We start from the raw sequence: 15,193 nt of genomic DNA, 5'->3' as shown, positions 1-15,193 counted from the left end.
TCAATAAGTAAAATAATCATAATTATCATAATTATCATAATTATCAATGTTTTACTATTAATTTTTCAAAATATATCTGAAACCCTCGAGAGTTGAAGTAAATAGTAAATATTCAATGTTCAATGTTCAATGTTCAATGTTCAATGTTGTAACTTATACCAACCACACTAATACCGATTATATTAAATATGTTATCTAAATTTTTTGCTGGGAAAACAGTTCAATTCAAGGCCTAAATTGAGCCATTCGAAGATTAACTTCGTTAATCGTCTACCGGAGAATTAACCAAAAGAGGTTAATGCTTTGATGGCGGTTCCCTTTACAAAATTCACAACGAGGAAGTGGCCTGTTTTAACCAGTAAAATAGATAAGCTATTTATTCTAATTGGTATAATTAACTGTTCTCTTTTACTGATAAATAAAAAGGCACTGACGGGATACCCCACTCAGTGCCTTTAAAGTTAAGCTGATGCTTATATGTTGATAGTAGAAGCCAACTGAACTAATACTTATCATTGAACAAGGTACTAAATAACAAAAACTAAGTACTCGTATTTCTCACATCAACTAACACTTTCAGTTTTTGTCCTGGTTTAATGTATTTACTGTTTTTAATATTATTCCAACGAATTAGATCTGCTGTTTTAACATTAAATTTCTGTGCAATTTCTCCAAGCGAATCACCGGAGCGAACGTGGTAAGTTACGTTACGTGTAATTTTATTTGTATCCGCAATAGCAAGCGTCGAACTTGGCTTCCAAATAATCAATTCTTGCCCTAAACGCAACATTTTTTGGGGATGAAAACCATTCCATTTAGCAATTTGTTTCGACGTTACTTTGTAATCTCGACTAATATCCCACAACGTATCTCCATCAACAACTTTATGGATAACCTTTTCATTAGCTTTGCTACTTTTAGCGGTTTCTAGTTCAAACTTTTTAGCTTGTTGGGACAGTGCTAGTTGCTGCGCCTTACTTGCAATAGGGATTAAAAGGGGCTGTCCAATTTTAATAAATGAGCTATCTAAATCGTTTATTTGTTTTAACACTTGAGTTGTTGTTTGCTTATTTTTTGCAATTACGCTCAAACTGTCCCCTGCTTTAACTAAATAACGATCCCAACGAACACGTTTACTTTTATCGATCTTATCAAGTTTATTAGTAAACTCTCCAGCAATCGTAGTCGGAAGTAAAAGCTTATGAGGGCCATTCGGTGAAGTAGCCCAATGATTGAAAGCAGGATTTAATAACTGAAGCTCAGAAAGGCTTAGATCAGCAAGTTCCGCTGCGTAGGCGAGATCCATTTGAGAACCGATATCGACATATGTTAAGGCTTTTTGGTTTGGTATATGTGGTAATTCGATATCATATTTTTCATGATTACGCAGAATATCGATGAGAGCTAAAAACTTAGGTACGTATTTTTGGGTTTCTTTAGGTAATGATAAACTCCAGTAATCAACAGCTTTACCTTCTTTTTTATTTTTTTTAATCGCTCGCTCTACTCTGCCTTCTCCTGAGTTATATGCAGCAAAAGCATACAACCAATCTTCTCCTAAATAACGATGCAAGAATTGCATATATTTAAGCGCACCACGGGTTGAGGCATAAACATCTCTTCGTCCGTCGTACCACCAGTCTTGATTTAAGCCAAAACGAAGTCCAGACGCAGGCATAAATTGCCATAAACCAGATGCGCCGGCATAAGAATAAGCAAAGGGGTCAAAAGTACTTTCTACAATAGGCAATAATGCTAATTCAAGTGGTAAATTATTAGCTTCTATTTGCTCTACAATTAACCACAAAAAAGGTTCTGCTCGTTTTGATACTCTTTTTAAGTATGCAGGATGTTTTAAGTAATAATCACGTTGTACTGCAATACGAGAGTTATCAGGTACTTCAAAGTTAAACCCTTCAGCCAACTTTAACCACAGATTGTCATAGGATTTATCAACTACGGGACCAAGTTGTTGATTAGTTTTATCTTTGGTTAAATTAACGACTCCTTCGCCATCAGCATGATTAACTGCTTTTTTATGGGGTGTAATTTCATTTGAAACTTCAATGAATTCGGGCGCTTGTGAAGTAGTACTTTGACAAGCACTCAGTAATACAATTAAAAATAAAGGCAAAAAAAGTTTCATAGTTTGACCATTTGCAAAATTAAAGTCCGTATTCTATGTTTTTTTGCCCATGCAATCAAAAATGATCTTTATGAAGACGAAGTTCTTTAAAGCATTGTAATCCCGACGTAATTTTTTTTGCTAAGATATTTTGTAAGTTATTAAGTAATGACTCGTCATTAAACCTAAGAAAAGGATTTACTAACTTCTGGCATTTAATAGTAGTAGGGATACTTGGCAATCCCTGCTGACGTAATTTACTGACTTGTTTAATATAAGCGAGTAGATCATTGTTGTGAGGGTCAACATGTAAAGCAAAAATAAGATTGTTTTGTGTATATTCGTGCGCACAATAGACGTTAATGTTTTCATCTAATGTTGCTAAACGCGATAACGCATCATACATTTGTTGATGAGTTCCTTCAAAAACTCGTCCGCACCCTGCAGAAAATAAAGTATCTCCGCAAAATAACATTTCCTCATTAAAATAAACAATATGGTCAAGTGTATGGCCTGCTACCTGCCAAATTTTGAATGTTAACTTGTCATCAAAAAAAGAAACTTCGTCTCCCTCATCAACTAAATAAGCATTTTCGAAAAGAGGATTTTTACTGAAAACTTTAATTTGTGGGTTATCTAAAATTAATGCTTTTACGCCACCAGTATGATCTTGATGATGATGGGTAATAATAATCGCTTCAATAGTGAGTTGTTGTGATTCTAATATTTCAAGGACGGGCGTTGCGTCACCAGGATCAACTACAACACAACGCTTGCTTTGACTATCTTTAATAAGCCAAATATAGTTATCATCAAAGGCTGGAATGGTTAAAACACTAAACATAATTTTTCTCAACTTTTAAAGTTTGGGGTGGAGGCATATGAAAATAGCAAAAACATCACGCATCTTAACTCCGATTACTGATTGGTTACAATTAAGTAATGGTGAACATTTACAAGCACAGACTCAACAACTTGTTAATAACGCAATATCACATTGTTTCGGCTATCATCTATTAAAGTTAGGACATTTAAGTACACAATTAAAAACCGATAAATGCCCTATTCGCCATCAAATAAACTGTGCAGAAGACGGTACCGATATCGGTTTAAAAAGTGATTTACATGACTTACCTTTTCAAGACTCTACTATCGATTTGTGTATTTTGGTACATGAACTCGATTTTTCGAGTGATCCTCATCAGCTATTACGAGAAATAGATCGCATATTAACATTGGATGGTACGTTAGTGATCAGCGGCTATAACCCTTATAGTTTCTTTGGGTTACGTTCATTATTAACGCCTCAAAACACTCAAACTGCACGCTTATTCTCACCCAACCGAGTCATTGATTGGCTACATTTATTAGGGTTCGAAATAAAAAACAAACAACACTTTGACTATATTTCAGCGCAGCCTGAAGGCCCATTATTATCGCTGATAGAAAATACAGGGCAACGCTATTTATCTTTTTTCTGTAGTGTTTATTTTATCGTAGCAAAAAAACGTACGACTCCTATGACACCTGTTAAATCTAGCTTTGAATTCAGAAGAACTATTATTAATAATCAGCCCGTCGCCACAAAACAATCTCATTCAAAAAAGCTAAATTAACTTAATAACGAGGCAACCTTAGTTCATTCTTTGAATGCTTAACCATCAAAACCTTCATCAGGTTGAGTTGGATTTGCTTCTGCAGCTTCACGAGCTAAGTCATCACAACGTTCATTTTCAGGGTGACCTGAATGGCCTTTAACCCAATGCCATCTTACAGTATGTTTCTCTTGTGCAGCATCTAACGCTTTCCATAAATCAACATTTTTCACCGGTGCTTTAGCCGCTGTCTTCCAACCACGTTTTTTCCAATTATGTATCCATTGTGTGATACCTTGGCGAACATATTGACTATCGGTGGTAACATCAACCTCACAAACTTCTGTTAAACTCTCTAAGCCTTTTACACATGCCAACATTTCCATTCTATTATTAGTGGTTCTTTCGTAACCTTCTGACAATTCACGACGATGTTCGTTAAACACTAAAATTGCGCCATAACCACCTGGCCCTGGATTACCAAGACATGAACCATCTGTATAAAGTTGAATTTTTTTCATTAATATCATCACATAAATTTTGTTAGACTAGTCAGCAGAAAATTCTGCAGCTTAAGCAGCTAAAATACGCAACAACTATAAATAGAGATATCAATGAACACAAGTAAACTCACCCGACAAGTTGTATTAGATACTGAAACAACAGGTATGAATAAAGATGGGCTCATTTATGTAGGACATCGCATTATTGAAATAGGTTGTGTTGAAGTCATTAATCGCCGTTTAACTGGTCGTCATTACCATGTGTATATTCAACCGGATATGTTGATTGATCCAGAGGCAATGGCGGTTCATGGTATTACAGATGAGTTTTTATACGACAAACCTCGCTTTGCAGAAATAGCAGATGAGTTCATTGATTTTATTAAAGGTGCAGATTTAGTCATTCATAACGCGCCCTTTGATGTTGGTTTCATGGATCAAGAGTTCCGTTTTTTAAATAAAAAGACCCAACCCACTGAAGAAATTGCGACAGTGACCGATACATTAGCAATGGCTAAAAGAATGTTCCCCGGTAAACGGAACAATCTTGATATTTTATGTGACCGTTACGGTATTGATACTAAACACCGAGTATTACACGGCGCTTTATTAGATGCGGAAATTTTGGCAGATGTTTATTTACTGATGTCAGGCGGCCAAAAGGACTTAAACTTAGCGAATAATGAATCAGGTAAAAATAATACTGGTCGACGCTTACGTCAAAATTTATCACCTTTATCAATCATTCATGCTAGCCAAGAAGAGTTAACCGAGCATGAATCACGTTTAGATTTAGTACAAAAATCAGGAAATTGTTTATGGCGATAATCAGTAAAAAGTGGATAGTATTTACATTACTCATTCTCACAACGATGAGTACAATGGCACATACCATTTATGCACCAAATGATATCCCTTTACTTGATAATCGCTTTAGAATTGATCCTAATACTCAACAAGTCACGATTATATTAAATCATCCATCTCATGCACAAAAAATCGTGCTTGTTAAACCCGATGGTAGTAAGTGGTATGCACAACGCCATCCACCAGAAACAGTGGCATGGTTTAACAATAGAAACCAAGACATTATTACAATACAGAACCCTATGCCGGGGCCATGGCAAGCAATCGCCACACTAAATGGTGAGAACCGAATTCAGTTATTAAACCCAACCACTTTAAAAGTAGAAAAACTACCACTCAAAGTTTATAACAAGGAATACCTTACTTCTTATATTTCTTTAATAAATGATGGTCAGGTAATGACTGATAAAGATTTATTAAATAACGCGCGATTAACCGTTTCACTAATTAACAGTGATAAGTTATCGAATGACACTCAAAAATCCATCGCACTTTATAAAGATGATGGTCAATCTTATGATTCATTGCCTTTCGATGGCAAGCTCAGTACTCGCTTGTTTATGGATTTAACCCCAGGGCGTTATTTAGTTAATATTAAAACCAAGAATAATATTTTTATACGTACTTTTAATGCTGATATGGTTGTTTTCCCTCAACCGCTTAGTTATAAAATAGAACAACTTAGTGATAATCAAAGCAGTGTAGAGTTTACTTTTGTTGTTGACCCATTAGAAATAGATCCAAATTCAGTGGTGATAGATAGTTTAATTACTGGAAATAATGAAAGTGATACGAAACAATTAATTGTACACCTTGCCGATCAAATATTAGAAAATGATACAACAACCATTAAAGTAAAACTGCCCTATAAAAATTACACCTATTCAGGCGAAGTATTTGCAACAGCAATAGATGGACGAGAGCTAAGCTTTCAACTACCAGAATATAAATTTGAAGTAGCGAGAGCACCGGTTAAGGTGATTGAAAGCACAATAGCAACTTCAGCAGCAGAACCAACTATAACGGACTTAGAATCAAAAACTATTGAATCAGAAGAAATCGAAATAGCACAAACATTTCAGTACTTATGGATTTTCGTTTTAATTTTAATCGTCATCATTATTATCAGTATCTTTGTCGTTTTATTTATTCTCAAAAGAAAACGAAAGAAATTACTAGAAAATGGCGAACTATCATTAGACGATTTATCTACTGAACATCTAAAACCATTAGAAATAGATGAAAATAATGCTAAAAAATAAACGCTATGAGCATAAAATGAGCAGTCAGACGCGTTAGCCTATAAATATTGTGCTTTTTTTGTTTTTCGTTATTGACTCAGTACCTGCAACTCCGTATTATCTGCGCCTCAACGGAGTTGCATATTATGTAACGTTGATTTTGCTGGAGTGGTAGTTCAGTTGGTTAGAATACCGGCCTGTCACGCCGGGGGTCGCGGGTTCGAGTCCCGTCCACTCCGCCAACACTTTTTTTATAAATTCAGTTTTATAAATTTAGAATTGGCAATACTATCTAGCAAAATCTAAAGTTGAACTGATGATTATCACGTGGAGTGGTAGTTCAGTTGGTTAGAATACCGGCCTGTCACGCCGGGGGTCGCGGGTTCGAGTCCCGTCCACTCCGCCAACTCATTTGCTTGCAAATGTAATAGATAATTATCAAAGCTTGAACTGTAATACTCCAGTGGAGTGGTAGTTCAGTTGGTTAGAATACCGGCCTGTCACGCCGGGGGTCGCGGGTTCGAGTCCCGTCCACTCCGCCAACAGTATTATATAAAAGCTAAATGGTTTATTTCACCAGTAATAATTTACAAAGAAATAACTGTAACACACTCGTGGAGTGGTAGTTCAGTTGGTTAGAATACCGGCCTGTCACGCCGGGGGTCGCGGGTTCGAGTCCCGTCCACTCCGCCAACAGTGTGTTAAATCGTTACCACAACGATCTAAAATAAAGTGGTTAAGCGGTCTGTCACACCGACGGTTATAAACCGAAAAGCGATAAAACTGTTATACACTCGGAGGAGTGGTAGTTCAGTTGGTTAGAATACCGGCCTGTCACGCCGGGGGTCGCGGGTTCGAGTCCCGTCCACTCCGCCAACAGTGTATAAAAGTTATTTTTATCTTATCTAAACTTTTTAATTCTCTGCAAAATAAAGATTAAAATATCATCTAATTCTTCTTTCTCTATATTCTCTATATTCTCTATATTCTCTATATTCTCTATATTCTCTATATTCTCTATATTCTCTATATTTTAAAATAACGAACAGCCCCCAACAGTAATTAGTTACTTAATTAAATAAATCTAAAATCGGCTATAAATTGCTAGTAATACCATTCCGCCTAATTAGTTGATCAGATTCATCCAATCCCTAGTGCACATTTTTATTACTCTTTGACTATCACTTACAAAGTCATTCCATGCATAACAAACCGCATCCACAATTGATTCATAACCATTAAAACAACGATTAGCTAAATGATGTTGACGCAACCAGCTCCACACTTGTTCTATCGGATTTAGTTCTGGAGAGTACGGAGGAAGCTTAATTACGCTAACATTATTAAAGTCTGTCGCAAGATCTTCTGTATGCCAACCAGCTCCATCCATAATAATGACTGCATGCCGATCTTCGGCGGTACTCATGGATATTTGTTTCAGGTGAGCATACATAATGTCTTTATTTACATAAGGCATTACCATCGCTTGTGATTGCCCATTAGTGACACAAACGGAGCCAAATAAATATGCATATTCAAACTGTTGCTGTTTCACAGCTAATGGTCTGCTACCTGTTTTAGCCCATAGCTTTGTTGTTGTATTTTGTTGTCCAAAACGTGCTTCATCTTGTAACCAGATATCGACTCTATCTAATGAGATATGGCCAGGGATCTTAAGGATCATTTTTATTTGGAATTTTTTTAAAATCTTCTTGAACTTCAAGGGACTGTTTTGGGTGCTTAGAGCGAGAGGTTATCCATGAAAAACCTAAACGGTGAAGTAATTTGTAGACACTTGAAAGGTGGTATTGATGGCCAAAATTATCAGCAATAAACAACTGGATATCAGTGCCTACTAATCGGCCACCCTTATCATTTTTTGTATATTCATTAATATATTGAATTAGTTGAAGTGATTGGATTTCAGATAATCGTAAGGAACGTCCAGTTGTCTTTTTATCAATTAATCCATCCAATCCATTTTGATGATATTGAGATATCCATTTATTAACACTAGTACGGCTCACTTTAAGAAATTTAGCGATATCGGTACGAGAGCTGCCTTCTTGAAAGTGCGCTAGAGCAGAATAACGCAGTCTCATACGAACACTTTTATGTGTTTTGGCCAATTCAGAAAAATCATGTTTTTTCATACGTCACCAAGAGAATATAATCAGTTAATAATTAAATACATTAGATCACATAATTAGGCGGAATGGTATAAGTATTTTATGCGCTTATTATTAAATTTTTTATAATAAAAAAGCGCCGAAGCGCTTATTTTTAGATAGATAATTAATGATAGATTATGAAAAAGTGAGATCATTTATATCAGGCATACTAGGACGTTCTTCTTCAAGGCTTAAACTACTCGCTTGTTTTTTATTATCCTCTTCGTCATCTTCGCCATTGCCTTTATCCAACTTAAATTTAAGTGCTAAGTTGGTCGGAGAGTCAGAGTTTTTAATCGCTTCTTCTTTAGTAATCAAACCTTCATTCACTAATTCAAATAATGCACCATCAAAAGTTTGCATACCTAACTCTTTAGATTTTTCCATTATTTCTTTTAGCTTTTCAAATTGACCTCTTTTGATCATATCTCGAATAGTTAATGTGCCCATCATAACTTCAATAGCAGCACATCTTTTACCGTCAATAGTTCGAACCAAACGTTGTGAAACAAAAGATCGAAGATTATTGCCTAAATCAATTAATAATTGTAAACGTCGTTCTTCAGGAAAAAAGTTAATGATGCGATCTATTGCTTGGTTTGCATTATTCGCATGCAATGTAGAAAGCACTAGATGCCCTGTTTCAGAAAAAGCTAAAGCATGCTCCATTGTTTCTTTATCACGTATTTCACCAATCAAAATAACGTCAGGTGCTTGGCGCAAAGTATTCTTTAATGCGGCATGAAAGCTGCGCGTATCGACTCCTACTTCTCTTTGATTAATAATACTTTTTTTATGTCTATGTACAAACTCAACAGGATCTTCGATAGTAATAATATGGCCAGAAGAGTTAGTATTACGATGGTCTATTAATGCAGCTAATGATGTTGATTTACCAGACCCCGTCGCACCAACAAACAAAACCAAACCGTTTTTAGACATGATCACTTCTTTTAATACTTCAGGTAATCTCAAATCTTCAAACTTCGGAATTTCAATTTTGATATTACGAGCAACAATCGAAATATCATTTCGCTGTTTGAATATGTTGACACGAAAGCGCCCTATGCCCGCGAGTGAAATGGCAAGATTCATTTCTAATGTATGGGCAAACTCTACTTTTTGTTCTTCATCCATTATTGCATTAGCGATTTCACCAACTTCACCCGGTTTAAAACAAACATCGCTTAAAGGCATAAGTGATCCCTGAAATTTAGCAGAAGGCGGTGCACCAGTAGCTAAGTAAAGATCAGATCCATCTTTACTTGCTAACTCGTTTAACATTGTCTCAAATTCCATATCTTATTTATCCATCTAAAATCTATATATGCTGTATTGCTATATGACTTTTTATTTTATTAATAATTTAATTGCTATTGATTTAATCCTAGCACGTAACCTGATTTTATATTTTTTCTGCATAACAGCCTAGTCAATCTACTACTAATTACATACATATGAATTTAAAATCAAAAATAGTGCATAAAAAATCATATTTAATAACTTTTAATAGCCCCATAAAAAAGGTGAGTTATTTATTCATCCACGTAATAAAAAATTATAGAGAAACAACCTGTGTTCACAAAAACAATATTATAGATAACTAATGTGATGAGATGCTCACTTTTTATTCAGTAAAACATGATCTAGCTCTTTGTCCCTCCATAGCAAAGTAAATAAATTAACATAGTATTAACAACACATTTACTTAGAAGATAAATAACTTTCTCAGTAAAACTAATAAGTGATTAAAAGTGAATGCTTATTTTTTGTTTAATTGATGGTTAATTAAAATACAAAATAATGTAATTAGCTTTAGTTTCTTTCTCATTAGTAAGATTAAGGAGAGTGGCAGTGAGCTTTGAAGATTCAGATAAAGCAAAGGGATATTGGAACGAAAACCTCAAACTGGTAATCAAATTATTGGTTATTTGGGCTTTTGTTTCATTTGGGTGCGGCATATTACTCGTTGATATATTAAATGAATTCAGTTTTATGGGATTTAAATTAGGATTTTGGTTCGCTCAACAAGGTTCCATTTACGTCTTTTTAATATTGATTTTTGTCTATGTAAAAAAATCAAATACCCTCGACAAAAAATATGGTGTTGACGAATAATAAGGAGTAAAAAAATGGATGTTCAAACATTAACCTATTTGGTAGTTGGGGTTACATTTGCTGTTTATATCGGCATTGCAATTAAGACACGAGCGGGTTCAACAAAAGAGTTTTATGTAGCAGGCGGAGGTGTTCCGCCAATTTTAAATGGTATGGCAACCGCGGCGGATTGGATGTCAGCCGCTTCATTTATATCACTTGCGGGGATTGTTTCTTTCGTTGGTTATGATGGTAGTGTATACATTATGGGGTGGACTGGCGGCTATGTACTGCTTGCACTCTTGATGGTTCCTTATCTTCGTAAATTTGGCAAATTTACCGTGCCAGATTTTATTGGTGATCGTTACTATTCTCAATCAGCACGTACTGTTGCTGTTATCTGTGCAATCTTCATCAGTTTTACCTATATTGCGGGTCAAATGCGCGGTGTAGGTGTTGTATTTTCTCGCTTCCTAGAAGTAGAAGTTGATACCGGCGTTTATATCGGTATGTGTGTGGTATTTTTCTATGCTGTTTTAGGTGGCATGAAAGGGATTACTTATACTCAGGTAGCGCAATACTGTGTCATGATTTTTGCTTTCATGGTACCTGCTGTTTTTCTTTCAATCATGATGACAGGCCATATCTTCCCTCAATTAGGGTTCGGTGCAGAATTACTGGATGCAACGGGTAATAGTTCAAGTATTTACTTACTAGATAAATTGGATGGTCTTTCTACAGAATTAGGGTTTGCTCAGTATACTGAAGGCTCTAAAGACATGATTGATGTACTGTTTATTACAGGTGCATTAATGTTTGGTACGGCCGGTTTACCCCATGTAATCGTTCGTTTCTTCACAGTACCAAGAGTAAGGGATGCACGTAGTTCTGCTGGTTGGACATTATTATTTATCGCGATTATGTACACCACTATTCCTGCATTAGCTTCTTTTTCACGTGTAAACATGATTCAGTCAATCAACGGTCCAGAAAGCCAAGGTGTACCACATGCCGAAGCACCACTATGGATTGAAAACTGGGAAAAAACAGGTTTAATCAAATGGGACGATAAGAATAGCGATGGTAAAATGTTCTACTCAAATGATGAAAGAAATGAGATGAATGTTGACCGTGACATCATAGTATTGGCAACACCAGAGATGGCAAACTTACCAGCATGGGTGATTGCGTTAATGGCTGCAGGTGGTCTGGCAGCGGCGTTATCAACATCCGCAGGTCTACTATTAGTTATTTCAACGTCTGTTTCTCATGATTTATTGAAAAAGAACTTAATGCCCAATATCTCTGATAATAAGGAGTTAATGTATGCACGTATGGCATCAGGTGCCGGTATTATTATGGCAGGTTACTTTGGTATTAATCCACCAGGATTTGTAGCCGCCGTCGTGGCCATCGCCTTTGGCCTTGCCGCCTCCTCTTTATTCCCAGCTATTACGATGGGTATCTTCTCAACGAAAATGAATAAAGAAGGCGCTATCGCTGGCATGCTAGCAGGTTTATCATTTACGACTATTTACATTGTTTACTTTAAATTTGTAAACCCTGCTGCAAATGTATCTGAGAATTGGTTATTTGGCGTATCGCCAGAAGGCATAGGTATGTTAGGTATGGTGATTAACTTTGTAGTCGCGATTCTAGTCTGCAGAATGACAGCACCAACACCGCAAGCCGTGGTTGATATGGTCGAATCAATTCGTTTCCCTAAAGGAGCAGGTGAAGCACAAGATCATTAAAATCGATTGAATGTTAAAAGCGCTTCGGCGCTTTTTTTTTCATTAATTTTTATAATAGTATTTTTATAGGAGCTCCTTTATAAAAGAAGATAAACGGAGCAACTATTAGCTAAATGACCATTTATAAAGTGACTTTTACCATGCACTTTTAAAGAGATACCGCTTCATCAAACATCTTTTTATTAAGTACTGTTATGAGTTAACTATCAGCCCACATAATAGGTAATTAGGTACATATGGATAATAGTGAATTACAGCCAATCTTTGATTTCATGCGTAAGTTAGCACCTTTCGATTCATTGCAAGAACAAACGCTTAAACAATGTTGCAAGGTATTAAGCATTGCCTATTACGGTCAACAACAAAAGTTGGTACATGTTGATAGTAACGAACCACAACTTTATATTGTACGCAGCGGTGCTTTTGAAGTGACCACCCAACAAGGAGAGTTAATTGATCGTATTGGTGAAGGCCAATACTTCGGATTTAGTGGGATGCTTTCTGGAGAGAAAGTCGTTAATCAAGTACATATTTTAGAGGATGGTTTGGTTTATCATCTGCCCGCAGTTATGTTCGATCAATTACGAGCTAATTGTCACTCATTTGATCGGTTCTTTAATCAAGCTTTTGCCAAGCGTCTGCGTAACCAAGGATCACTCAACCATAACCATATTAGTACCGCTCGTATAACGAGCATCATGTCACGAGAGCTAACAACTATTACACGTGAGGCAACTATCCACCAAGCTGCATTATTAATGTCAGAAAAGCGTCTTTCATCTCTGATTGTGGTTAATGAAGACAAACTCTGTGGTATTTTAACCGATAGAGATCTACGTAACCGTGTACTAGCGAAAGGTCTAACAGGTGACTTATTAGTCAAAGAAGCAATGACAAAAAACCCAACCACGATTGAACCTGAAGCATTGATTTTTGAAGCAATGCTAAAAATGAGTGAAAAAAATATTCATCATTTACCCGTCGTAAACGGTGATAAACCGATTGCTATCATTACGAGCACTGATTTAATCAGGAGCCAAAGCTCCCAACCTTTATTGTTAATTGGCCAAATAGATCGTCAAAATAGTTTAGAGTCACTGATTCAAGTCAGCCAAAAAATACCAGACTTATTATTTAACTTGATTAGTAGTGACGCTAAAGCAATGGAAATAGGCCGAGTCCTTACTTCTGTGACAGACTCCTTAACACGTCGCTTAATTGTATTAAAACAAGAGCAATTAGGACCTGCACCCATGGCATTCTGTTGGCTTGCTTTTGGTTCGCAAGGCCGTCAAGATCAAATGGCAGGATCAGATCAAGACAATGCATTAATATTAGAAAGAGAAGCAACTAAAGTAGAAAAAGACTATTTCAAACAATTATCTGAATATGTCTGTAGTGCACTCAATGAATGTGGGTTTCCATTTTGTCCAGGTAATATCATGGCACAAAACCCAAAGTGGCAATTAACATTACAACAATGGTTACAAGCATTTTCTAAATGGATTAAAACACCCGATCCCAGTGCCTTATTAAATGCAACGATCTTCTTTGATATGAGACCTGTATTTGGTGATCTAAGTTTATTTAAGCAATTACAAACAACGGTATTAAAGAATACAAAGAATAACGATATATTCATTGCGGCGCTTAGCCAAAATGCATTGCAATCAACTCCTCCGTTAGGCTTTTTCCGAAGTTTTGTACTCGAACGAGATGGTAGTGAAGTAAAAGGAATCGATCTAAAACATAAAGGTAATGCATTAATTAATGATATTGTCAGAATATATGCTTTATCCGTAGGGTTAGAGGAAGTAAATACAATCAAGCGTATTGAAGCGTTAATTACGTTGTCAGCCATAGATAAGGATATTGCAATGAACTTATTAGATGCTTGGGAGTTTATTGCCCATAAACGCCTTACGAACCAAGGACAGCAATTTAATAACACGCAACCCGTCTCTAATTATATTTTGCCTGATAGCCTTTCATCATTAGTCAGGCACCAATTAAAAGATGCCTTTAAAGTCATTCATGAAGCCCAAGGTACCGTGAAACATAAATTTTTAAGACAATTTTAATGTTGCAGCAATGGTGGTTAAATAACAAATTAAAACGACTTATTAAAAATAATAAGTTAGGGAAACCTGATCACTTACAAACCCATTATCAATATCTATTAACAAACCTTAACCAACCTATTTCCAAAACTGATTTACTCGCATTAGATATTGAAATGACAGGATTAAACCCGAAGAAAGATCAAATGGTCAGCATAGGTGTTATTCCTATTATTAATGGTCAAATACAACCTAAATTTGCACAACATAAATTCATAAAGATTCAAGGTAGTGTTGGTCAAAGTGCTGTTATTCATGGTGTTTTAGATAAAGACTTAAACAATGCTTTAACACAACAAGAGGCGCTAGAGTGGCTCTTTGAACAATGCCAACATAAAGTGTTAGTCGCACATCATGCACCTTTAGATTTGCAATTCTTACAACAATCATTACGGACAATAGGTAAGCAATCGTTTCCTTTGTTTGCAATCGATACATTGATGATTGATAAAAAAAGACAACTTCGTAAACACCAATTTTTAAATACAGGCAGCTTACGTTTAAACGCCTGTAGAGAACGCTACAATTTACCTATATATAATGCACATAATGCATTAACAGACGCATTAGCTTGCGCTGAATTACTATTGGCTCAATTAAATAAGATGGGAGGATTAAACAATATAACGTTAGCTCAATTACTTGGAAGTCATTGATCGCTTCACTTTCAAAAAAGACTTATTTAATTTAGTAACGAGTCAAAATCATCGAAAAAACGAG

The 15,193-nt window shown here is 35.9% G+C and carries 12 protein-coding genes and 5 tRNA genes; 12 read left to right on the top strand and 5 right to left on the bottom strand.

Annotation, left to right across the window (positions count from 1 at the left end; translation table 11 throughout):
• Window positions 1–541: 541 nt before the first annotated feature.
• Together GQR59_RS01335 and gloB are read right to left on the bottom strand one after the other, a co-directional pair.
• Complete coding sequence (locus tag GQR59_RS01335) at window positions 542–2,146, bottom strand: LysM peptidoglycan-binding domain-containing protein (protein ID WP_160060365.1); 1,605 nt, start codon at window positions 2,144–2,146, stop codon at window positions 542–544.
• Window positions 2,147–2,201: 55 nt separating this feature from the next.
• Window positions 2,202–2,969, bottom strand: a complete 768-nt coding sequence (gene gloB, locus GQR59_RS01330; protein WP_160060364.1) for a hydroxyacylglutathione hydrolase — start codon at window positions 2,967–2,969, stop codon at window positions 2,202–2,204.
• Window positions 2,970–3,006: 37 nt separating this feature from the next.
• Here gloB and GQR59_RS01325 point away from each other — a divergent pair, with 37 nt between their 5' ends.
• Window positions 3,007–3,741 carry a class I SAM-dependent methyltransferase gene (locus GQR59_RS01325; RefSeq protein WP_160060363.1) on the top strand — a complete coding sequence of 245 codons (735 nt, stop codon included), beginning with the start codon at window positions 3,007–3,009 and terminating at the stop codon, window positions 3,739–3,741.
• Window positions 3,742–3,779: 38 nt separating this feature from the next.
• On the opposite strand, the gene rnhA is transcribed toward GQR59_RS01325, so the two are convergent.
• Window positions 3,780–4,241 carry a ribonuclease HI gene (rnhA, locus tag GQR59_RS01320; protein ID WP_160060362.1) on the bottom strand — a complete coding sequence of 154 codons (462 nt, stop codon included), beginning with the start codon at window positions 4,239–4,241 and terminating at the stop codon, window positions 3,780–3,782.
• Window positions 4,242–4,334: 93 nt separating this feature from the next.
• On the opposite strand from rnhA, the gene dnaQ reads away from it, so the two are divergent.
• The 7 genes from dnaQ (at window position 4,335) to GQR59_RS01285 (ending at window position 7,207) form a co-directional block, all read left to right on the top strand.
• On the top strand, window positions 4,335–5,051 hold the full coding sequence (gene dnaQ / locus GQR59_RS01315) for a DNA polymerase III subunit epsilon (protein ID WP_160060361.1): 717 nt from the start codon (window positions 4,335–4,337) through the stop codon (window positions 5,049–5,051).
• Window positions 5,042–6,352, top strand: coding sequence for a hypothetical protein (locus GQR59_RS01310; protein ID WP_160060360.1), 1,311 nt, complete (start codon window positions 5,042–5,044; stop codon window positions 6,350–6,352). Before dnaQ ends, GQR59_RS01310 begins: the two co-directional genes overlap by 10 nt.
• A gap of 144 nt (window positions 6,353–6,496) precedes the next feature.
• A tRNA-Asp gene (locus GQR59_RS01305) sits at window positions 6,497–6,573 on the top strand.
• 87 nt (window positions 6,574–6,660) lie between these two features.
• A tRNA-Asp gene (locus GQR59_RS01300) sits at window positions 6,661–6,737 on the top strand.
• Between the two features lie 59 nt (window positions 6,738–6,796).
• Window positions 6,797–6,873, top strand: a tRNA-Asp gene (locus GQR59_RS01295).
• A 74-nt stretch (window positions 6,874–6,947) separates the two neighbouring features.
• A tRNA-Asp gene (locus GQR59_RS01290) sits at window positions 6,948–7,024 on the top strand.
• Window positions 7,025–7,130: 106 nt separating this feature from the next.
• A tRNA-Asp gene (locus GQR59_RS01285) sits at window positions 7,131–7,207 on the top strand.
• 250 nt (window positions 7,208–7,457) lie between these two features.
• Here GQR59_RS01285 and GQR59_RS01280 read toward each other — a convergent pair.
• Together GQR59_RS01280 and GQR59_RS01275 are read right to left on the bottom strand one after the other, a co-directional pair.
• A protein-coding gene (locus GQR59_RS01280) for an IS630 family transposase (RefSeq protein WP_442966173.1) occupies window positions 7,458–8,484 on the bottom strand; the annotation gives its coding sequence in 2 pieces (ribosomal slippage) (window positions 7,458–8,033 and window positions 8,035–8,484; 1,026 coding nt in all).
• Window positions 8,485–8,637: 153 nt separating this feature from the next.
• The gene (locus GQR59_RS01275; RefSeq protein ID WP_160060358.1) at window positions 8,638–9,801 is read right to left on the bottom strand and encodes a PilT/PilU family type 4a pilus ATPase; all 1,164 of its coding nucleotides are present in this window, start codon (window positions 9,799–9,801) and stop codon (window positions 8,638–8,640) included.
• A 555-nt stretch (window positions 9,802–10,356) separates the two neighbouring features.
• Between GQR59_RS01275 and GQR59_RS01270 the strand changes: the two genes are divergently transcribed.
• From GQR59_RS01270 to GQR59_RS01255, 4 genes are all read left to right on the top strand, one after another.
• Window positions 10,357–10,620, top strand: a complete 264-nt coding sequence (locus GQR59_RS01270) for a DUF4212 domain-containing protein (protein WP_025564851.1) — start codon at window positions 10,357–10,359, stop codon at window positions 10,618–10,620.
• Between the two features lie 14 nt (window positions 10,621–10,634).
• A complete protein-coding gene (locus tag GQR59_RS01265; RefSeq protein ID WP_160060357.1) occupies window positions 10,635–12,353 on the top strand; it encodes a sodium:solute symporter family protein in 1,719 nt (572 codons plus the stop codon).
• A gap of 236 nt (window positions 12,354–12,589) precedes the next feature.
• Window positions 12,590–14,434 (top strand): DUF294 nucleotidyltransferase-like domain-containing protein, encoded by a 1,845-nt coding sequence (locus tag GQR59_RS01260; RefSeq protein ID WP_160060356.1) that lies wholly within the window; start codon window positions 12,590–12,592, stop codon window positions 14,432–14,434.
• Window positions 14,434–15,129: an exonuclease domain-containing protein gene (locus GQR59_RS01255; protein WP_160060355.1), complete on the top strand. Its 696-nt coding sequence runs from the start codon at window positions 14,434–14,436 to the stop codon at window positions 15,127–15,129. Before GQR59_RS01260 ends, GQR59_RS01255 begins: the two co-directional genes overlap by 1 nt.
• The last annotated feature ends 64 nt before the right edge of the window (window positions 15,130–15,193 follow it).

This window comes from Psychromonas sp. L1A2 (assembly GCF_009828855.1).
Classification (GTDB): Bacteria; Pseudomonadota; Gammaproteobacteria; order Enterobacterales; family Psychromonadaceae; genus Psychromonas.
The sequence above is the reverse complement of the archived record's forward strand: the minus strand, read 5'-3'. Positions and strand labels throughout refer to the sequence as shown.